The following is a 19,105-nucleotide window of genomic DNA, read 5'->3' on the forward strand; positions in this document are numbered from 1 at the left end:
CATTCGGTCGATGAACGGTTGCGCACCGGAGAACCTATGATAGAGTGCCCCTAGCGATTTTCAGAACGATTACACACCATGACTTCGCCGAACGCTGGCCGCTCACACCCCACAGACGCCCCTCTTGCTCACGACTCTGGGAGACGGTTTGGGCTGCGCGACGGACTCTTTCAGGCGACCACGCAAGGCGCGGGGGAGCAATACCTCTCGGCCTTCGCACTCTTGCTTCACGCCACCCCCGTTCACCTCGGCCTGCTGTCCGCGCTCCCGCAACTCCTCGGCACCTGGGCGCAATTCATCTCCGTGAAGGTGTCTCACTGGTTTCCCTCCAGAAAGTCGCAGGTCCTCTGGGGCATTCTTGGCCAGTCGCTGGCGTGGATGCCCATTCTGGGTCTCCCTCTCCTGTTCCCACAATGGGGGCCTGAGCTCCTGGTGGCCGGTGCCGCGCTTTATTTTGGCTGCGCCCACTTCACCACCCCCGCATGGACCGGCCTCATCACGAATCTCCTGCAGGCCAACGAGCGCGGTGCCTATTTCGCGCGACGGTCACAACTCATGGCCGTTGCCGGCTTCGCCGCGCTCTGCCTCGGCGGAGTGCTCCTGAGCCTCTTTGCCCAACGCCACCAGCACTGGATCGGATTTGCCGTGCTCTTCCTGATCGCCGGAGGCGTTCGCAGTCTCTCCGCCCACGCACTCACCACCGTCACAGATTTGCCAATCCAGCCGGACGAACCCGCTGATCGGCACTTTATGATCTTTCTCCGGCACGGCACCTCGTCAGACTTCCGGCACTTCCTCATTTATTCCGGACTCATGCACGTTGCCGTGCTGATATCCGGCCCGTTCTTTGTGATGTACCTGCTCCAGGACTTGCACCTCCCCTATTGGGAATATGGCACCTGGCTGGCCGCGGCGATCGTCGGACAATTCATCACGCTCCCGGGCTGGGGCCGGTTCAGCGACCGGTTCGGCAACAAAGCGCTGCTCACGTTCACAGGATTCCTCGTGTCCTTTCTCCCGATGCTCTACCTCGTCAGTTCAACCTGGCTGTTTCTCGTGACGTTGAACTTTTTCGGAGGGGTCGTGTGGGCAGGGCTGTCGCTCGGTTTGAGCAACTATGTCTTCGACGCCGTGCGTCCCGAGGATCGGGCCAAAGGCGTCGCGGTTTCCAGTACGGTCAATGCGATCGGATGGGCCATCGGAACACTGACCGGCAGCTGGTTGATCAGCACCGTCCCGGGCAGCATTGAATTCGGAGCACTGGGCCTGCACCCTGCCTCCAATCTCCCCTTTATCTTTTTTATATCCGGCGTGCTTCGGCTCTTGATCTCAAGCGCACTTCTTCGCACCTTCCGGGAACCCCGCCAAGTCGAACACCAATCACCCTCGCGGCTCTTCTGGGAGCTCCCGCTGCTCAACTCCGTCCGTCGTTGGGCGCTCCAACGGCCACATGGATCCAGCCGCTAGCGGGGCATAGTCGAACCGGAGGACCGCCCTTGCTCCTCCTGTTTCAGCTTTTCGAACGTGGTATCGGCATGCCCGCGCACCTGCTCGGGCGTGACCGTGACCGCAGGCTTGGACGGCTCACTAGCACAGCCGCTCATCCCCGCCGCGAACAACGCCGCCCCACTCATCACGACAACCGATAATCTCCCTGCCACATCCTGAATTCGACGCCTCATGTCCACCCCTCTTCATACAACACGGCTACCCGCCCCCGCCGTTCTGGAACGCCGATTCCTCGGCCACATGATACGCCCCAAGATCGATGAATACCATGCCGCCATTTCATTGACTCAACCCTGAGAGCGGGGTATTCTCCTCTCACGTGCCGAGGCTCTTCCATTGAGGTGACCATGTCCTTACGCGACCGACTGACTGAAGATCTGAAGGTGGCCATGAAGGCCAGAGATCAACTGCGGATGGACGTGATCCGCATGATCAAGGCGGCCATCCTGAATAAAGAAGTCGAACTGAAGAAGGATCTGGACGATGCGGACATGAGCAAGATCATGACGACGCTCATCAAACAACGCCGGGAATCCGTCGAACAGTTTGAGAAGGCCCAGCGCGCGGAGCTGGCCGCCAAGGAGCGCCAGGAAATTACCATCATCGAAGCCTATCTGCCTCAAGCCCTCTCGCCCCAACAACTGGCCGGCATCGTCGAGAGTGTCATCGCTGAATCGGGCGCCCGCTCGTTGAAAGAGATGGGCGCCGTGATGAAAGCGGTCATGGCCCGCCTGGCAGGACAACCCGCCGACGGAAAACAGATCAGCGATCTCGTGCGCGCCAAGCTGCAATAGGGCGCGATACGGGCACCGCACAGGCAGGGAGTTGCGCCGCGGCTTCAGTTTTCACGGGAGCAGCCGTTAAGAGTGTGATATGGCCATCCTGATCGTCGACGACTCCCCAGACCAACACCTCCTGCTTCGGTCGCTGCTGGCCAAAGCCGGCTACACCGACGTGCTGGCCGCCGACTCCGCTCAGGCCGCCTTCAACCAGCTCAACCTGACGGGATCGGAACCGCCCCGGCATATCGACCTCATCCTCATGGATCTCTTGATGCCGGATCTCGACGGCGTGTCGGCCTGCCGGCAAGTGAAGCAGGCCGAACACCTGCGCGACATCCCCATCATCATGGTCACGGCCAATAACGATCTCGGGAATCTCAAAGAGGCGTTCGCCGCCGGCGCGATGGATTACATCAATAAACCCGTGAAAAGCGTGGAACTGCTCGCTCGGGTTTCCTCCGCACTGGCGCTCAAACAGGAAATGGATTGCCGCAAAGAACGGGAGCGCGAACTCCGCCGCAGCAACGACGAGCTCCAGCGCGCGCTGAAAGAAGTGAAGGTCCTTCGCGGGCTGATCCCGATCTGCGCCTCGTGCAAGAAAATCCGCAACGACGGCGGCTTTTGGCAGCAGCTTGAAGAATATTTGAGCGATCATTCCGAGGCCGAATTCAGCCACGGCCTCTGCCAGCCCTGCATCAAGAAGCTTTATCCTGGTGTTTACCCAGACTAGCTGGTACGATTTCTCCAGCTATTCACCCAGAGTATCTCCCCTTCATGGGCATTCTGATTGTCGACGACTCAGCAGACGAACGAACGCTGCTCCAATCGATCCTCTCCACGGCAGGATACGAGCAGATCTTTGTGGCTGACTCTGCGGCCCACGCCTTCAAGTTGATCGGCCTCAACGACGCCACCCAGACCGCCACGCGCGTGGATCTGATTCTGATGGATATTTCGATGCCGGACATGACCGGCATCGAAGCCTGCCGCCACATCAAAGCCAGCGACCGGTTCCGCGATACCCCCATCATTATGGTCACGGGCAAGACCGACCCCGTCGAACTCCAGCTGGCTTTTGCCGCCGGAGCCATGGACTATGTCGCCAAGCCCATCAACAAGATCGAATTGCTCACCCGGGTCCGGTCCGTCCTCCGGCTTGTCCACGAGATCGACCGCCGGCGCGCGCGGGAACAGGAACTGCTGGAGGTCATGCGCCAGTTGCAGGAAGCCAATCAAATGCTGTTGCGGCTCTCCTGCCTCGACGGACTCACCGGCATCACCAACCGCCGCCAGTTCGACGACTTTCTCGACCAAGAATGGCGGCGGGCGGCGCGTGACTCGACCCCGGTTTCGCTTATCATATTCGACATCGACCGGTTTAAAACCTATAACGACGCCAAAGGCCATACCGCCGGGGACGAATGCCTCAAGCACGTCGCCACCGCCATCTCCGGCGCCGTCAATCGTCCGGGCGATCTGGTCGCACGCTACGGCGGTGACGAATTTGTCATTGTCCTGCCGGGGACCGGCCTTGAGGGTGCCGCGCAAGTCGCCGAAAGCCTTCGCCACCGGGTCGAATCGCTGGAAATCACCCATGCCGACGGCACACGGGTGACCATCAGTGTCGGCTATGCCACCATGATCCCGACCCGGCACGCCTCACCGACGGATTTGATTAAAGCGGCCGATCAGGCGCTCTATCAAGCCAAGCAAGAGGGACGCAACCGGGCCAAACCAGGCGGCCTGCTGTCCCTCGCGCAAGAGACGCACGACCAGTAGGGGAAACGCGCCAGACTCATTCCGGAGTGGAGCCGTACAAATCGACATGCCACGCCCTCACCGCCTCACACGGCCAGCGCCCTCCAGAAAGCTCGCCGCTCCAACAGCGGAACCCGGCGGCTCACGCCCTGCGGAGTACCCCCCAGACCTTCTTGGAAATCCCTGGACACTGCTCGATCAATATCAGGACGCGCTGCAAGGACTGGCTCAAAGCGACGCCCTCACCAGCGGAGATTTTCCCCTCGCCTGCCGGGCCATTACCGAATCCTGCGGCACTCTGCTCAACGTCGAACGGACCAGCATCTGGCTCTTCGAGCACGACCGCCAGTCAATCACACTGGTGGATCTCTATGACGCCGCCGCGCGCAGCCATCGCGCGAATATGGCCCTGACCGCCCGCCACTATCCGGCCTACTTCCAAGCCTTGACCACGGAAAAACGAGCCATTGCCGCCTGCGATGCCAGACAAGACCCGCGAACCAGAGAGTTTTCAGAAGGCTACCTGGCTCCGCTCAACATCGGCGCGATGCTCGATGCCCCCATCAGGCAAAAAGGACAGGTCGTGGGCATTTTGTGCGCCGAACATGTGGGCGGTCCCCGTCGGTGGACGCTGTACGAAGAACATCTCGTCAGCTCCATGGCCACGATGACCACACTGGCGCTGGAAACCGCGGAACGCCGCACAGTCGAGCAGGCCCTCCGCATCGCCAAAAACGCCGCCGAGGTGGCCAATCAAGCCAAAAGTGAATTCCTGGCGAGCATGAGCCACGAAATCCGCACCCCGATGAACGCGATCATCGGCATGGCCGATCTGCTCTGGGAAACCCAGCTGACGCCGGAGCAGCGTAAATATCTACGCATTTTCCGCCGGGCCGGCGGCAACCTCCTGAATCTGATCAACGATATTCTGGATCTGTCGAAAGTCGAATCCGGCCATTTGGAACTGGAATCCATCGACTTCGATCTCAACGAAGTACTCGATCGGGCCATCGAAATCCTCGCCATGCGCGCAAGTGAAAAGGGCGTGGAACTCGCGTGCCATCTCGCGCCGGACGTCCCCTGCGCGCTCATCGGCGACCCCCACCGGTTGACGCAGATTCTGATCAACCTGATCGGGAACGCCTTGAAATTTACCGACACAGGCTCGGTCACCGTCAGCATCATCAACGCTCCGGAATCCTCGGTGCCCGGCACCCTCCAGTTTGCCGTCCGAGACACCGGCATCGGAATCCCCGCCGACAAATTGACCGCAATTTTTGACAGTTTCACGCAAGCCCACAGCTCGACCGCCAGGCACTATGGCGGCACCGGCCTGGGCCTGGCCATCTCCCGGCATCTGGCTGAACGGATGAAGGGCCGCATCTGGGGAGAAAGCACCGTAGGCGTCGGCAGCACGTTTTACTGCACCCTGGCATTCCAGATACAGTCGCACCCCTCGACCGATCCCCCCGCGCCCACCATCAACCTGTCCGGCGTGCGCACGCTGGTGGTGGATGACCACCCCACCAACCGCTTGATCCTTCGCGAAACCCTCGCAGCCTGGGGCGCACACGTCGCCGAAGCAGCGGATGGTCCCACTGGCCTGGCGGAACTGCGCCGCGCCACCGAAGCCGGCGCACCCTACGAGCTACTGTTGCTGGATTGCCGGATGCCCGGCATGAATGGATTCGCCGTCGCCGAAGCCGTGAACAATTCCCCCATGCGAACAGGGCTCACAGTCATCATGCTGACATCGGACCATTGGGCGGACGATATTGCGCGCACCTACGAGCTGGGGCTGGGGGGCTATTTGGTCAAGCCGCTCCGGCGTTCGGATCTCTTTCAAACCATCGGCATCGCACTGGGGCGCACGAAAGGCACCGTTCAGGCCCCCGCCGAGAGCAGCGACACACCGCCAACGACCTCCACTGGTTCGCTCCGCATCCTGCTCGTGGAAGACTCACCCGACAATCAATTGCTGATTCGTTCCTATCTCAAACAGACCTCCCATCGGCTGGAGATCGCCGATAACGGAGCCATCGGCGTCGATAAATTCAAGCAGGGCCACTACGACATCCTCCTCATGGACATGCAGATGCCGGTCATGGACGGCCTGACCGCGACCAAAGCCATTCGCCGATGGGAGCGCGAGCAGGACCTCCCCAAGACCCCCATCATCGCGCTGACCGCCCTGGCGCTGAAAGAAGAAGCCGCGAAGATCTTCGAGGCCGGATGCAATACGCACATTACCAAACCGGTCAAGAAACAGACCCTCATCGAGGTCCTCCACGCATGCAAGGGGCAGCGAACATGACACACCCGAACCCAGACCCGGCATCGCATGAACCCATCACGGTCCATATCGATCCCGACCTCGAAGATATCGTGCCTACGTTTCTCGCCAATCGCCGGAAAGACCTGCACACGATCCGCACCGCCATCGCTGAAAAAGACTTCGAAGTCATCGGCATCCTCGGCCATCGCATGAAGGGAGACGGCGGCGGATACGGGTTTAGCGCCATCAGCGAAATTGGCGGCGCCATGGAAATGGCCGCCGGCCGGCGGGACCAGCCGGCTATTGAGCGCTCGCTCGCACAGCTGAATGACTTCTTAGCCCGCGTCACCGTCGTGTACCGGTAGCGCCGCACCCGGGATACGGGCACCCCAGCGATTTACAGACCATTTTGTTTTATTAGTGGAGACTCGAGGAAGAAAGAAGGTTGGTGGAGGGCACGGGAGTTGAACCCGCGACCCCTACGTTGCGAACGTAGTGCTCTCCCAACTGAGCTAGCCCCCCACCCTGGGAACGGGACCTGCGAGCCGGACACTCCGCAGGGTTCGCTGCGCATGATCACGCAGACTGCATACTGCGGAAAAGAGAACGGGGAGGAAGTAGGCTCGCAGCCCCGAGAGGTCGTATTATACACAAGCGCGTCGCGAGTCTCTAGCAGGATAGTGAAAAAAGCCGCTCGCCTCCCGCCGGTCTTGACGAGCGCTACGACGGACTAATGACCGCCTCACCGGCCGGCTTCCCCCGATCGATGAAGACCCGCCGCCCCTCAACCCGCAGGCGCCCCTCGGCAAACAATTGAACCGCGCGCGGATAGATCTTGTGCTCCTGCTCAAGAATCCGCGCCGCCAGGGACTCCGGCGTATCCTGATCCAGAATCGGCACGGCGGCCTGCACGATAATCGGCCCTTCGTCCACACCCTCCGTCACAAAATGCACCGTGCATCCCGCCAGCTTGCACCCCCACTCGATGGCTTTCTTTTGGACATCCAACCCGGGGAACGACGGCAGCAGCGACGGATGGATATTCATCATCCGATTCGCATAGGCGTTGACCAACAGGCCCGTCACAATCTTCATATATCCGGCCAGCAGCACCAGCTCCACATCGAGTTCCTGCAATAGGGCTAACAGCGCCCGATCGTACTGTTCCCGGCTATCCGGCTGGCCCGCAAACGGCTTGGGATCGACAAACATCGCGTTCAGGCCATGAGTTCGCGCCCGTTCCAGCGCCACGGCGTCTTTTTTATTGCTGATCACGGCCACGATCGTAGCCTGCACCTGCCGGGCTTCGATTGCGTCGATCATGGCTTGGAGATTGGATCCGCGCCCAGAGGCCAGCACGGCGACCCTGAGCGGCACCGTTCGGCTAGCCGACATACTCCACCTGCGGGTCGTTGTCCTTGGCCGCCACCATCTCGCCGATGAGGTAGGCACGATCGCCCAGCGCCTGCGCCCGGGCCATCACCGCCTCGGCGGATGCAGCAGGCACCACGAGGATCAAGCCGATCCCCATGTTGAACACGCGGTACATTTCCTCACGGTCCACCGAACCGAGCCGGCTGATCAGCGAGCAAATCGGCGGGACGGTCCAGCGGTCACGGTGAATGCGCGCCCGCACCCCGGCTGGAAACACCCGCGGGAGATTCTCCGTAATGCCGCCGCCGGTGATATGCGCGATGCCCTTGATGGGCTGCTCCTGAATGAGCGTGAGAATCTGCTTGGCATAAATTCTGGTCGGCACCAGCAGCGCCTCGCCGACGGTGCCCGTCAATTCCGGCATCCGACTGGAACCGGTCAGCTTCGCCTGATCGAATAACACCCGCCGGGCCAGTGAATAGCCGTTGCTATGCAAACCGGACGAGGCCAGCCCGATAATGACATCGCCGGGGACAATCGTGCGGCCATCGATGATCTTCGGCCGGTCCACCACGCCCACGGCAAACCCTGCCAGATCGTACTCCCCAGCGGCATACATGGAGGGCATTTCGGCGGTCTCGCCTCCAATGAGCGCACAACCCGCCTGACGGCATCCCTCGGCAATCCCTTTCACCACATCCTGCGCCTGCGCAATGGAGAGCTTGCCCGTTGCAAAGTAATCGAGAAAAAACAGCGGCTCGGCGCCGCTCACGGCAATATCGTTCACGCACATCGCCACCAGGTCGATCCCAACGGTGTCGTGGCGATCCAGCATGAAGGCCACTTTGAGCTTGGTGCCGACGCCGTCGGTCCCGGAGACCAGCACCGGATCCTCGTACTTCTTCGCCTGGAGGCGAAACAGTCCGCCAAATCCGCCCAGATCCGTGAGGACTTCCGGGCGAAACGTCGAGCGGACAAGCGGCTTGATGCGATCGACGAATTCGTCTCCCGCATCGATATCGACACCGGCATCGCGATAGGTAGTCATAGGAGGGCGCATCTTAACGGAGCCGCCGCTGGGGGTCAACGCACCAATTACGGCCTCCATGCCTGGCCCACGGCCTCACCAATCATGAATTATATTGGCCGTTATCATCCCGTACCCTATACTGAATACCGGACTCAGGGTATTTCCCGATCACTCACAGAGTTATTTGCGAGCATCTCGATGGCTATTCTGATCGTTGACGACTCTCCCGACGCGCGCCTGCTTTTACACCAGCTGCTAAAAAGCGCGGGCTATCGAGATCTGCACTCCGCCGCCTCGGCCAGCGATGCCTTTGCCTACCTGGACCTCGATCACGCCGGTGCCGCCGCGGCAAACGTGGACTTGATTTTGATGGATATTAAAATGCCGGAGATCGACGGGGTCGAAGCCTGCCGGCGGCTCAAATCCGTCGAAGCCTTCGAGCCCATTCCAATCATCATGGTGACAGCCCGCGATCAGAAGGACTACCTGCAAGCGGCCTTCGATGCCGGCGCGAACGACTTTATCCGGAAACCCGTGGAACAGTTCGAACTGCTCGCCCGCGTGAAGTCCGCCTTGCGGCTGAAGCAGGAAACCCAAACCCGCAAGAATTGGGAACAGGAATTAACCAAGACCATCGCCGAACTCGATCAGACGTTGCATGCGATGGAAACCTTGCAGCGGCTGATCCCTGTCTGCCCATCCTGCAAGAGCCTGTCGCCGGACCAGATATCGAACCACGCGCTAAAAGCCTATATCGAATCCCACCCGCAGGCGACCTTCCATGACCGTGTCTGCGTAGGCTGCGCCAAGCCATAACCGGCTCCCCTTCGGCTAATTGTCAGGCCGCATTTCCACTTCCAGCAGTTTGATCTTTCGATGGAGATGGCTCCGCTCGATCTGCAGATCCTCGGCGGTCCGTGAAATGTTCCAATGATGTTCGCGAAGCTTGCGCCCGATATAATCTTTTTCAAAGGCATTGCGCGCATCCCGCAAGGAATCGTACGACTTGGTCAATAAGGGGCTCGCGGCCTGATGTCCCGCCGGCGCACTCTGGCTTCCGGCGCGCCCCTGCAGGGACATCGCGGCCTGGGGGGCGTCGATCACCGGCCCCGGCACCATGATCATCAGCCGTTCGATGAGATTCCGCAGCTCGCGGATATTCCCTGGCCACTCGTACTGTTGAAACACAGCCATGGCCTCGGGGGAGACTTCCTTGATGCGCAATCCCTGCTCCTCGGCATGGATCTTCATGAAATGGCGCACCAGCGCGGGAATATCCTCACGCCGTTCCCGCAACGGCGGCACGATGATCGGCACCACGTTGAGCCGATAAAATAGATCTTCACGGAACTGCCCCTTGGCGATTTCCTTTTCAAGGTCTTTATTCGACGCCGCGAGCACGCGGACGTCCACCTTCATCAGCTTAGCGCCCCCCACCCGGGTAAACTGCTGTTCCTGCAAGGCGCGCAGCACCTTCGCCTGCGTGCTCAAGCTCATGTCCCCGATCTCATCCAGAAACAGCGTGCCGCCGTCGGCCTGCTCGAACTGGCCCCGTTTCATGGACGTCGCGCCGGTAAACGACCCCTTTTCGTGCCCGAACAGCTCGCTCTCGATCAGCGTCTCCGGAATGGCCGCGCAATTGACCGCAATGAACGGATGCTCCGCCCGCACGCTATGCGCATGGATTGCCCGCGCCACGAGCTCCTTGCCCGTGCCGTTTTCGCCCCCGATCAGCACACGGCTATTGGTGGGACCGGCGGTTTCAATCAACTGCCGCAATTGCTGCATGACCGGCGACTGGCCGACGAGCTCGAACTTCCGCTGCACTTTCGTCTTGAGCGTGCGATTCTCCTCTTCCAACCGGTATTGGTCCAGCGCGTGCTTCACCCGCAGCGTGACATTCTCCAGCGACAGCGGTTTTTCGATGTAATCATAGGCCCCGAGTTTAATCGCCTTCACCGCCGTCTCGATCGACCCATGCCCGGACATCATCATGACCTGGGCGGTCGGCACGAACGCCTTGACCCGCTTGAGCGTCTCCAGGCCATCCAATTCCGGCATCCAGATATCCAGAATCATGAGATCCGGCGGATCCGTCGTATAAATCTTGAGCGCCTCCGTCCCGCTGGCCGCCACCGCCACCTCGTACCCTTCGTCTTCGAGAATGCTGCGCAGCGAGGTCCGAATCGCCTCCTCGTCATCCACGATTAAAATCGATGCTGACATACTCTCCCCCGTGAAACGTAAAACAATACCGACTAGACCATCGTGTACTCAATCAACAGCCGCCTACACAGGCAAATCGAACGTAAACACGGCGCCCTTCGGCTGATTGTTCCCCGCTTGAATCTGCCCGTCATGATCCGTAATGATCCGTCGCACAATGGCCAGCCCCAGCCCTGTCCCGGTCTTCTTGCGCGTAAAATAGGGCACAAACAGCTTGTCCTGGTCTTCCGGCGCGATGCCGACGCCTTCGTCGGCAATCGTCACGACCGCCCGCTTCCGTTTCGTATCATACTTGGTCGTGACCCAGAGGCGGCCGGCCTGATTCATGGCCTGAATGCCATTTTCAATCAGGTTCACCAGGACACGCCGCAATTGTTCGCGGTCGAAATTCAAGACCGGCAAATCCTCATCCAGCGACACAATGAATTCGATATCCTTCTGCGCGGACCGGTACAGCGGCAGCACGTCCTGCACCACCTCATTCAGCGACTGCCTCGCCATCTGCGGGGCCGGCAGGCGCGCGAACTTGGAGAACTCATCGACCATGTGCTTGAGGCTGCCCACCTCGTTCACGATCACATTCGTCGCCTCGTCGAAGATCCGTTCGAAGTCCGGCGACTTCTCGAAGAACTTCTTGCGGAGCCGCTGCGCGGACAGCTGAATCGGCGTCAGCGGATTTTTGATCTCGTGCGCGACCCGCCGCGCCACCTCCTGCCAGGCCGCGACTTTCTGCGCTTTGATCAATTCGGTCAGGTCGTCGAAAATCAGCACGAACCCCAGATCCTTGTTCGCCTCATCCCGCATCCGCGACCCGCTGAGCCGGATCGTCACCAGCTTGCCCTGCACATCCATCTGCCCTTCCATCGACCAATCGTCCCGGCCATCCGCCTGCATCCGGTCCACCACCGCTTGAAAGACGTCCAGCCCGAATTCCTTAAAGACCTCGTGCGCGGAACGGCGGCGCACCCGCTCCGCGTCCAGGCCGAGAATCCGTTCGCCCGACGGGTTGAAGGTCGTAATCACACCGGTCCGGTCGATCGACAAGAGCCCCGCCGCAATCGTATCCACCACGGTTTCAATATAGGCGCGCCGGCGGTCCAACTCGGCGTTCGTCGTCCGGAGCGACAAGTTCGCATCTTCCAGTTTCGACTTGCCGCTATGCAGATCTGCCGTCATGCGATTGAACGACTCGATCAACGTGCCGATTTCATCCGTCGCCTTGGCATCGATCTTCACCGACAGATCGCCATGCGCCACCGCTTCCGTCGCTTCCGCCAGCCGTTGGATCGGCACGGTAATGCTCCGCGCCACATAAAATCCGAACCAGGTCGCGCTGAACAAAATCATGACCGTCACGACCGCGACAAACAGGTAGGCCCCGGCCTTGATCGGATTCTTCATCGCCTTGAGCTGCTTGTATTCTTCGTACTGGCGGCCGATCCCCTCCATCTTCGTCAGCAGCGATTCCGGCACATACGCCTCCACGACCACCACCCCGGCCAGCTCGCCCCGATTGTTGCCCGCGGCCACCGGCACACCAGCCCGCACCAGCCGGCCGGTCTGCGCCTCCTGCACGGAAGTAAACTCCTGCTTCCCATTGATCACTTGTAAGACCAGCTGGCTGATGGGGAGATCGAGCACGCCGGATGGCACCTCCGTATCCAAGGCCTTGGTCAGCGTCTCCATCTTGGCCGAAAAGACCTCGATGCCGGCCACGCCATACTCCATGCGTTTCCGCGCCATGGCCGCCACCAGCAGATCCCGCTGCTCGGGGGTGAGCATATCTTCACGGAATAGCTCCTGCCCGATCGCCCGTGCGCTATTGACCGCGAGCGCAATGTGCCCCGCATGCTGCATGCGCGCGACCTCGTACGAATCCTTCATGACCCGCTCGATCTGTTCGCTGAACCAGACATCGACCGCCTTGTTCACCAGCCCGCTCGCCACAATCGCCAGCAAGATCGTAGGGATCAGCGAAAACCCAATAAATGCCGCAATCAGTTTGGTCCGGAATCCGGCGCCCACCAGACGATGCCGCCGCTCGAAATAGGCCTTGATCAAGTTGCGCGACAACAACAGCGACAGCACGACAAACCCGATCAAGTCGAGATTCAACAGCAAGAGCACGAGCGCATAGCTGGTGGTCGGCAGGTAGGAGTCGGCTTCTTGGCCGCCCGGCACCACGATCTGGGAATAGTAGAAGGTGAGCGCCAAGCAGGGAATTAGCAGAATCAGGACGATCCAGACTGGGCGCAGATGCCGCATCTTCCGCTCCGGCTCAGACCCGCTCGACGGGAATCCCGCCGGACGTGACGCGGCGCCCGCCGACGGCGGAACGGGTGATGGGGAACGTTGAGGATGGTCCAAATCCGGCATGGTGCTCGCCCCGCCCCACAGCGACATTGCCACGGCGCTGAGCCCACTATAGCGGAAACCCCGGGGAGTCTCAAAACACCGGCATGGGGGAGGCCCGGCGGATACGACAGGCCGGAGACGGGGAGATTCCCTCGGGGCTACGTCCCTGAGGAGAGGGCGACATACTTCATACGCAAGGCATACAGCATGTCCCGCAGCACCATTTGCTCATCCGCCGTCAGGTTCCCTTTCGTTTTTTCGTCAAGGACCGAGAGCAGATCGATGATTTCTTTGGCCTGGGGAAGATTCACCGGCATGGGTTGCTGCTGGGGATCCAGCCGCTCGCCCATCAGCATCAACGACGAGGAGCCCAGAGAAATCACAAACGAGGAGAACGTCACCGGCATGGCCGGCGCGTGGCTGGAAGACCCGGCCTCCGCCGGTTGCGTCAGTGGCTTGGGGTCACTCGGCGCAGCCGCACTTGGAGCAGGCTCGCCACCTCCACCCCGCCGGTCTCGAACGACAAAGCCCTCTTCCTGTGTCGCCATGGCCCCCTCACCTCTGCAACGTGCCGTGCGCGGTACCCTACCATAGGGTTCCCTCGCTCGCAAGCGTGCACCGGGCGTTGAAGCCACGCGCCAACTCGTTATAGAGTGCGGCAGAGGAGCGCGACGATGTCCGACCGATTTACGAAACTGATCGACCTCATGGCAGCCCTGCGCGCCCCCAACGGGTGTCCTTGGGATCGCAAGCAAACCCACGCCTCGCTCAAGCCCTATCTCCTCGAAGAGACCTACGAAGTCCTGGAAACCATCGACCATCAGGACTTCGCCAAACTGCGCGAGGAATTGGGCGACGTCCTGCTGCAAGTCGTCTTTCATAGTCAGATCGCCGCCGAAGCCGGCACCTTTACCATTGACGACGTCGTTGAGCAGCTGTCCACCAAACTGGTTCGCCGCCATCCCCATGTCTTCGGTGGGAACGATGAGGCGGCCAAACCCGCCAACGGCGAACAGGTCCTGACCCAGTGGGAAGAGATCAAGAAAGCCGAACGCCAGGCGGCCGGAGGCCCCCAGTCCACTCTGGACGGCGTCCCCAAAGCCCTTCCCGCCCTGCTGCGAGCCTATCAGGTGCAGGCGCGGGCCTCGCGCGTGGGATTCGATTGGTCGCACGATGCGAAGGGACTCGAAGAGGTGTTCAAGAAAATTGAGGAAGAGATTGCTGAGCTGCGCGCCGCCCTCGCCCAGGCGCAGCCGGCTCCGGGAAGCGGAACCGATGACGTAGCCGGCGAACTCGGCGACCTGCTCTTCTCCCTCGTCAATCTGGCCCGCTTTATCAAGGTTAATCCGGAAGACGCGCTCCGCCAGTCCACCAACCGGTTCGCTGAACGATTTGCGCTGGTGGAATCGCAAGCCGCCGACCAACAGCGCGCGCTCACCGACATGACCCTGGCCGAAATGGATGCGCTCTGGGAACAGGCCAAGCAACGGCTGCGGGAACAGACCGCCCCTCATCCCTCCCCATCGCCCCAGGAGAACGGCTGATTATGAGCGACGACCAGCACCCCTACGAAGAAGGCAAGCGCGCGGGCGCCCACCCGCTGGCCGTGGTCCTCGGCATCCTGTTCGGCCTCTGGCTCTTTGTGGCGTTGATCGTGCCCAGCTCACGCAACAAACAAGCGACCGGCACGGAAGGGCCGGCCGTCTCGGGCGCCGAAGATCTGGAATCCGCCCCGGTGATTTTTAAAGTTCAGACCACCGTCCGCGAGATGAATGCCATCGCCCTCGTCGTCCCGGCGCAGGCGACCGAGAGCCAGGTTGCCGGACTGCTCAAGCGATTGAAGAGTGAACGGCTGGCCGGGACGTTAGGCGACCTTGTGCCCGCCACCACCCCAGGCCATACATTGGGCGATCATGCCGTGGCGGATATCTATGTCTTTTCCGACGCGAAGTTCGCCGAACCCGCCGCCATCAAAACCCTCGCGCGGGGCGCCCATGCGCCAGGCACGCTTCTCCCCTCCGCCATTCCCTTTGAAGTGGCCATGGAAGAAGTGCGGGGCCACTATCGCATCGATCTGAACGACACCGGATCGCCCGATAAGGGGTCGCTCGGACTGGCGGACGAGTCAGGGGTGCACTCCAAACACTTCCGGCGGATTTTTTGAGGACGGCGGCCGCGGCGGCCCTTATAGGCCGGCTCGTTTCTTGATCTCGTCTCTCAACGCCGCCTGCTGCTGATCCAGCACCGCCAGCATTTTGGGAAACAGGTGGGCGAGCGGCCCGGTAAACGGATCCAGCATCACATCCCGCCGCTCCGCCAACAGGCCTTCTTCCTCGGCGATGCGCAGCTTCCAATCGGCAATCGCACGGGACAAAATTTTGCCGATCACAAGCTGCTGTCCCGCCGACCCGGCCGCCGCGCCGAGCAACTGTGCCCGCACCACATCCAGTTCATCCGGAATCGACACCTTCACCCGCACCCCATGCGGCGTGGCCCAGGTCGGCCGTTGAACGGAATAGTCGTAGGAAAAGATCGGCTCACGCGGCTCGCGAAACGGCCCGCTTACATCGGAAATCGTCAGATTCGTGCTCATGGCTTCATCTTCCAGTAAAAACCACCCGCTGTCGCGGCACGGCCGTACTATAGAGTCAGCACTCCAGCGATGACAAGAGGCCGCCCAGCGGCTACTCAGCATAGGCCCTCCATCAGCACGCCACCTCGACAAGGACGCTGCATGAAAACAGATCCCCTAGGTGCAAGGCAGATGGCTGATCGCATCAGATTGATTGACCAACGTCCGATCAGGCGGTAATGTTTGGCTACCGAAGGAGAGACGATGCTGAAGAGTATTTGGTTCTTGCTGATTCTCGCTCTGGCCCAATTCGGGTGCGGGTACCAATACGGGGATACGTACGAAGTCGAGCCCCTCGGCGACCCGCTGCGGCAGCGGCTGGAACGGGAAAAGCGAGACTTCGTCCAAATCGAGGATCTGGTGATTGGTACTGGTCCCGTCGCTGCCTGGGGCCGAAGAATCTCTGCCGAGGTTGAAATTCGGCAGGCCGACGGCCACTTCGTCTTCAGAGGCCCTGTCTATGACCTGGTTGGATTCAAGGGCATGCCCGAACTCGGCATGTATGACGAACGGTTCCTGAATGGCACCAGCAACCCAGGAATCAGATTGGGGCTGAACGGCATGGCTGTTGGAGGCAACCGCCGGATCATTATCGATCGCAAACTCGTCTGTGAAAGTATTCCCGACGATGCCCCCCCCTGGCTAAGTGCCCCGTAGTTGGGCCGGGCAATCATGGTCCCCGTTATGATGTTCTCAAACAGAAGCTGATCGTGGAGGCCACCCTGACCGGGTCCTGCATTCCTGTCAGATTCTGGGCTTTCATTTGGATCTTCCACATGAATAGAGAAGTCTATTGTCGAACTCTGCCCGAACCCAAATTGGACCCCTCCGCCCCCACTTGGCGGTACTATCACTGATGACAATCGGCCTCACCTTCTCTCTTCAAAACTCGCCAACTTCGGCTGAATATCCCAGTTGCCCCTTAGCGCTTCATACCGCCCAACACGCTGGCTCGCGGCCCGATACGCACCGATTATGGAGGCTAGACCGCTGTGCCAACAGCTCCGTTGCCATCATTCTCCTTGCAACATTGATCTCGTTATCTTCATAGGGGTAAGATGTCCGCCATGAGCCTCTTAAGCCGTATTACGATTAATCCTGAGCAGTGTGGAGGACGTCCCTGCATCCGTGGCATGCGCATGCGGGTGAAGGACCTCTTGGACCTTCTTGCGGCCGGAGTCTCTCAAGAAGATATCCTGCACGATTACCCCTATCTTGAGAAAGCCGATATTCAAGCGGCGCTTGAATTTGCCGCCGCGCAATCCGATCACGTCATGCTCCGTGCCGGATGAACTTTCTAATCGACGCGCAACTTCCTCCAGCACTCGCTCGCCTCATCACATCCTGCGGCCATCATGCCGTCCACGTCGAAGACGCCCAGTTGCTGCTGGCCAATGACACGGCAATATGGGACTACGCCGTCAGCCATCAGTATGTGATCATCACAAAAGACGAAGACTTTAAGAACATCCTCTTACTCGCGACCAAACGCACAACTCCCGTTGTGTGGATCCGAATTGGGAATTGCTCGAATACCGCATTGACCCAGTGGTTCCAGCCGCTCTTTCCGCAAGTGCTCGAACACCTTCAGCACGGTGAGCGCTTCGTCGAACTGTATTGATCGATAGCCGGACGGCTGTACACCAACAGAGTGGATGCCTTGGAGGGCGAACGGGATACCATACTGCCCGGATATTTTCTGACGGCTACTGCGCCCCCGACTGTCCGGCGAAATGCCGCATGACTTTTTCCGCGGCCACGGCTCCGTCACGGATGCAGTCGGGAATGCCGACCCCGCGATACCCCGCTCCGGTCAGCACCAGCCCGCCGTAGCGGCTGAGGGCCGCCTCGAGCTGGGTAAGCCGGTCGAGATGCCCGATCGTGTATTGCGGCATGGCCTTCCACCAGCGGTTCACCTCCGTATAGGTCGGCTCCACCGTCAATCCGCATAACGAAGCCAGCTCGGCGCGCACAGTCTTGAGGATTGCCGCATCGTCTTGCTGCAATATGCCGTCCCGCCCGACTCCGCCGATATAACATCGAATGAGCACCTGGTCCGCCGGCGCCCGATGAGGCCACTTGAGGGACGTCCAGGTTGCCGCAATCAGCTCCCTGGCCTCCGCGCGGGGCACGATAAATCCAAACCCTTGCACGGCCCCGGAGACGGCGCTGGCCGGGAACGCCATCGAGACGGTGCCGGTCGAGGCATAGGGAATCATCTCCAGCAGCCCTCCCGCAATCGGCGTGAGCGGCCGCAGCAGATCGGCCGCCACATAGGCCGGTGTCGCCAGCACCAGACTTTCTGCGGAGATGGCCGAGCCGTCGCGCAAATTGAGATCGTACATCCAGCGGCCCAGTTGATGGGACCGCACCCGCACCGCATCCACGGCACAGCCCAGCCGCAAATCCACGCCTTGCTGAGCGAGCCTCGCGGTGAGGGCCGAGACCAGATCGCCGAGCCCGTTCTTCAGACTGACAAACATCGTCCGCTTCGGCCCCGTGCCGGAGGGAGGCGGCATTTTCTTTCTGGCCGCGGCCATGCCCCGAATGATGCTGCCATACTGCTGCTCCAGTTCGAGAAACCGAGGGAAGGTGGCCTTCAGGCTCATCTGCTCGGCATCGCCCGCATAAATCCCCGCCATGAGCGGCTCCAGCACCCGTTCAAACGCCTGAGCGCCAAACCGGCGGCGGAAGAAGGAGGCGAGCGACTCGTCGCCCTCGGCGAATCCGCGCGGGATTATGACATCGAGCCCCATGCGGGCAAGGCCCATCCAGCTCAAGAGGCCGCTGCGCAAGAACGGGCCTAACTGGCTCGGCACGAAGGTAATGAGGCCCTCGGGCAATTCATGCAACCGGCCGCGTGACAAAACAAAGGCCTTCTTGCCGGTTTCATTGGTATTGATGAGTTGATCGGAGAGCCCCAGCTTGCGGCACAATTCCAAGCCGGCAGGTTTCTGAGAGAGGAACGAATCCGGACCGGCATCGGCAATCAGCCCATCCGTGCGATGGGTCTGAATCTTCCCGCCCCAGGTGGGACCGGACTCCAGCACCGTGCAACGGATCGAGAGCCCTGCCGCCGCCGCTTGCTCCTGAAGGGCAAACGCGGTCGCGAGGCCGGAAATGCCGCCGCCGACAATCACCACTGTGCGAGGAGTAGTCACGAG

20 protein-coding genes and 1 tRNA gene are annotated in these 19,105 nt (G+C 60.7%); 12 read left to right on the top strand and 9 right to left on the bottom strand.

Annotated features, from left to right (window positions below):
- The first annotated feature begins 78 nt into the window (after window positions 1-78).
- On the top strand, window positions 79-1,467 hold the full coding sequence (locus tag RI101_00340; GenBank protein MEC4888481.1) for an MFS transporter: 1,389 nt from the start codon (window positions 79-81) through the stop codon (window positions 1,465-1,467).
- Here RI101_00340 and RI101_00345 read toward each other — a convergent pair.
- Window positions 1,464-1,682, bottom strand: coding sequence for a hypothetical protein (locus tag RI101_00345; GenBank protein MEC4888482.1), 219 nt, complete (start codon window positions 1,680-1,682; stop codon window positions 1,464-1,466). The genes RI101_00340 and RI101_00345 overlap by 4 nt on opposite strands.
- Window positions 1,683-1,856: 174 nt before the next feature.
- Here RI101_00345 and RI101_00350 point away from each other — a divergent pair, with 174 nt between their 5' ends.
- The 5 genes from RI101_00350 (at window position 1,857) to RI101_00370 (ending at window position 6,689) form a co-directional block, all read left to right on the top strand.
- Window positions 1,857-2,303 carry a GatB/YqeY domain-containing protein gene (locus RI101_00350; protein MEC4888483.1) on the top strand — a complete coding sequence of 149 codons (447 nt, stop codon included), beginning with the start codon at window positions 1,857-1,859 and terminating at the stop codon, window positions 2,301-2,303.
- A 79-nt stretch (window positions 2,304-2,382) separates the two neighbouring features.
- Window positions 2,383-3,021 (top strand): response regulator, encoded by a 639-nt coding sequence (locus RI101_00355; GenBank protein MEC4888484.1) that lies wholly within the window; start codon window positions 2,383-2,385, stop codon window positions 3,019-3,021.
- A gap of 44 nt (window positions 3,022-3,065) precedes the next feature.
- Window positions 3,066-4,070, top strand: a complete 1,005-nt coding sequence (locus tag RI101_00360) for a diguanylate cyclase (GenBank protein MEC4888485.1) — start codon at window positions 3,066-3,068, stop codon at window positions 4,068-4,070.
- 46 nt (window positions 4,071-4,116) lie between these two features.
- Window positions 4,117-6,363 (top strand): response regulator, encoded by a 2,247-nt coding sequence (locus RI101_00365; GenBank protein MEC4888486.1) that lies wholly within the window; start codon window positions 4,117-4,119, stop codon window positions 6,361-6,363.
- Entirely contained in the window at window positions 6,360-6,689 is a 330-nt protein-coding gene (locus tag RI101_00370) for an Hpt domain-containing protein (GenBank protein MEC4888487.1), read from the top strand. The genes RI101_00365 and RI101_00370 overlap by 4 nt, the downstream gene beginning before the upstream one ends.
- 81 nt (window positions 6,690-6,770) lie before the next feature.
- On the opposite strand, the gene RI101_00375 is transcribed toward RI101_00370, so the two are convergent.
- The 3 genes from RI101_00375 to purM form a co-directional block, all read right to left on the bottom strand.
- Window positions 6,771-6,846 (bottom strand) — tRNA-Ala (locus RI101_00375).
- Window positions 6,847-7,044: 198 nt separating this feature from the next.
- On the bottom strand, window positions 7,045-7,719 hold the full coding sequence (purN, locus tag RI101_00380; GenBank protein MEC4888488.1) for a phosphoribosylglycinamide formyltransferase: 675 nt from the start codon (window positions 7,717-7,719) through the stop codon (window positions 7,045-7,047).
- Window positions 7,709-8,746, bottom strand: a complete 1,038-nt coding sequence (gene purM, locus RI101_00385) for a phosphoribosylformylglycinamidine cyclo-ligase (protein MEC4888489.1) — start codon at window positions 8,744-8,746, stop codon at window positions 7,709-7,711. The genes purN and purM overlap by 11 nt, the downstream gene beginning before the upstream one ends.
- Before the next feature lie 180 nt (window positions 8,747-8,926).
- On the opposite strand from purM, the gene RI101_00390 reads away from it, so the two are divergent.
- Window positions 8,927-9,544, top strand: coding sequence for a response regulator (locus tag RI101_00390; protein ID MEC4888490.1), 618 nt, complete (start codon window positions 8,927-8,929; stop codon window positions 9,542-9,544).
- 15 nt (window positions 9,545-9,559) lie between these two features.
- On the opposite strand, the gene RI101_00395 is transcribed toward RI101_00390, so the two are convergent.
- The 3 genes from RI101_00395 to RI101_00405 all read right to left on the bottom strand — a co-directional run bounded on the left by RI101_00395 (window position 9,560) and on the right by RI101_00405 (window position 13,857).
- Window positions 9,560-10,954, bottom strand: coding sequence for a sigma-54 dependent transcriptional regulator (locus RI101_00395; GenBank protein ID MEC4888491.1), 1,395 nt, complete (start codon window positions 10,952-10,954; stop codon window positions 9,560-9,562).
- A 63-nt stretch (window positions 10,955-11,017) separates the two neighbouring features.
- Complete coding sequence (locus RI101_00400) at window positions 11,018-13,357, bottom strand: ATP-binding protein (protein MEC4888492.1); 2,340 nt, start codon at window positions 13,355-13,357, stop codon at window positions 11,018-11,020.
- A 110-nt stretch (window positions 13,358-13,467) separates the two neighbouring features.
- Complete coding sequence (locus RI101_00405; protein MEC4888493.1) at window positions 13,468-13,857, bottom strand: DUF1844 domain-containing protein; 390 nt, start codon at window positions 13,855-13,857, stop codon at window positions 13,468-13,470.
- A 126-nt stretch (window positions 13,858-13,983) separates the two neighbouring features.
- Here RI101_00405 and mazG point away from each other — a divergent pair, with 126 nt between their 5' ends.
- Window positions 13,984-14,853: a nucleoside triphosphate pyrophosphohydrolase gene (mazG, locus tag RI101_00410; GenBank protein MEC4888494.1), complete on the top strand. Its 870-nt coding sequence runs from the start codon at window positions 13,984-13,986 to the stop codon at window positions 14,851-14,853.
- Between the two features lie 2 nt (window positions 14,854-14,855).
- A complete protein-coding gene (locus RI101_00415; GenBank protein ID MEC4888495.1) occupies window positions 14,856-15,473 on the top strand; it encodes a hypothetical protein in 618 nt (205 codons plus the stop codon).
- Window positions 15,474-15,494: 21 nt separating this feature from the next.
- Here RI101_00415 and RI101_00420 read toward each other — a convergent pair whose 3' ends face one another.
- Window positions 15,495-15,902: a hypothetical protein gene (locus tag RI101_00420; GenBank protein ID MEC4888496.1), complete on the bottom strand. Its 408-nt coding sequence runs from the start codon at window positions 15,900-15,902 to the stop codon at window positions 15,495-15,497.
- 243 nt (window positions 15,903-16,145) lie between these two features.
- On the opposite strand from RI101_00420, the gene RI101_00425 reads away from it, so the two are divergent.
- From RI101_00425 to RI101_00435, 3 genes are all read left to right on the top strand, one after another.
- On the top strand, window positions 16,146-16,598 hold the full coding sequence (locus RI101_00425; GenBank protein MEC4888497.1) for a hypothetical protein: 453 nt from the start codon (window positions 16,146-16,148) through the stop codon (window positions 16,596-16,598).
- A gap of 410 nt (window positions 16,599-17,008) precedes the next feature.
- Window positions 17,009-17,233 carry a DUF433 domain-containing protein gene (locus tag RI101_00430; protein ID MEC4888498.1) on the top strand — a complete coding sequence of 75 codons (225 nt, stop codon included), beginning with the start codon at window positions 17,009-17,011 and terminating at the stop codon, window positions 17,231-17,233.
- Window positions 17,230-17,562 carry a DUF5615 family PIN-like protein gene (locus RI101_00435; protein ID MEC4888499.1) on the top strand — a complete coding sequence of 111 codons (333 nt, stop codon included), beginning with the start codon at window positions 17,230-17,232 and terminating at the stop codon, window positions 17,560-17,562. The genes RI101_00430 and RI101_00435 overlap by 4 nt, the downstream gene beginning before the upstream one ends.
- Window positions 17,563-17,647: 85 nt before the next feature.
- On the opposite strand, the gene hemG is transcribed toward RI101_00435, so the two are convergent.
- Complete coding sequence (gene hemG / locus RI101_00440) at window positions 17,648-19,102, bottom strand: protoporphyrinogen oxidase (protein ID MEC4888500.1); 1,455 nt, start codon at window positions 19,100-19,102, stop codon at window positions 17,648-17,650.
- Window positions 19,103-19,105: the final 3 nt, after the last annotated feature.

The organism is Nitrospira sp., assembly GCA_035968315.1.
Classification (GTDB): Bacteria; Nitrospirota; Nitrospiria; order Nitrospirales; family Nitrospiraceae; genus Nitrospira_D.

Coding starts and splice junctions, on each gene's coding strand:
- RI101_00435 (MEC4888499.1), top strand. CDS start 17,230: ATGAACTTTCTAATCGACGCGCAACTTCCTCCAGCACTCGCTCGCCTC.
- RI101_00425 (MEC4888497.1), top strand. CDS start 16,146: ATGCTGAAGAGTATTTGGTTCTTGCTGATTCTCGCTCTGGCCCAATTC.
- RI101_00420 (MEC4888496.1), bottom strand. CDS start 15,902: ATGAGCACGAATCTGACGATTTCCGATGTAAGCGGGCCGTTTCGCGAG.
- RI101_00370 (MEC4888487.1), top strand. CDS start 6,360: ATGACACACCCGAACCCAGACCCGGCATCGCATGAACCCATCACGGTC.
- purM (MEC4888489.1), bottom strand. CDS start 8,746: ATGACTACCTATCGCGATGCCGGTGTCGATATCGATGCGGGAGACGAA.
- RI101_00395 (MEC4888491.1), bottom strand. CDS start 10,954: ATGTCAGCATCGATTTTAATCGTGGATGACGAGGAGGCGATTCGGACC.
- RI101_00430 (MEC4888498.1), top strand. CDS start 17,009: ATGAGCCTCTTAAGCCGTATTACGATTAATCCTGAGCAGTGTGGAGGA.
- RI101_00345 (MEC4888482.1), bottom strand. CDS start 1,682: ATGAGGCGTCGAATTCAGGATGTGGCAGGGAGATTATCGGTTGTCGTG.
- RI101_00360 (MEC4888485.1), top strand. CDS start 3,066: ATGGGCATTCTGATTGTCGACGACTCAGCAGACGAACGAACGCTGCTC.
- RI101_00405 (MEC4888493.1), bottom strand. CDS start 13,857: ATGGCGACACAGGAAGAGGGCTTTGTCGTTCGAGACCGGCGGGGTGGA.
- RI101_00415 (MEC4888495.1), top strand. CDS start 14,856: ATGAGCGACGACCAGCACCCCTACGAAGAAGGCAAGCGCGCGGGCGCC.
- RI101_00400 (MEC4888492.1), bottom strand. CDS start 13,357: ATGTCGCTGTGGGGCGGGGCGAGCACCATGCCGGATTTGGACCATCCT.
- RI101_00355 (MEC4888484.1), top strand. CDS start 2,383: ATGGCCATCCTGATCGTCGACGACTCCCCAGACCAACACCTCCTGCTT.
- RI101_00390 (MEC4888490.1), top strand. CDS start 8,927: ATGGCTATTCTGATCGTTGACGACTCTCCCGACGCGCGCCTGCTTTTA.
- mazG (MEC4888494.1), top strand. CDS start 13,984: ATGTCCGACCGATTTACGAAACTGATCGACCTCATGGCAGCCCTGCGC.
- purN (MEC4888488.1), bottom strand. CDS start 7,719: ATGTCGGCTAGCCGAACGGTGCCGCTCAGGGTCGCCGTGCTGGCCTCT.
- RI101_00350 (MEC4888483.1), top strand. CDS start 1,857: ATGTCCTTACGCGACCGACTGACTGAAGATCTGAAGGTGGCCATGAAG.
- RI101_00365 (MEC4888486.1), top strand. CDS start 4,117: ATGCCACGCCCTCACCGCCTCACACGGCCAGCGCCCTCCAGAAAGCTC.
- RI101_00340 (MEC4888481.1), top strand. CDS start 79: ATGACTTCGCCGAACGCTGGCCGCTCACACCCCACAGACGCCCCTCTT.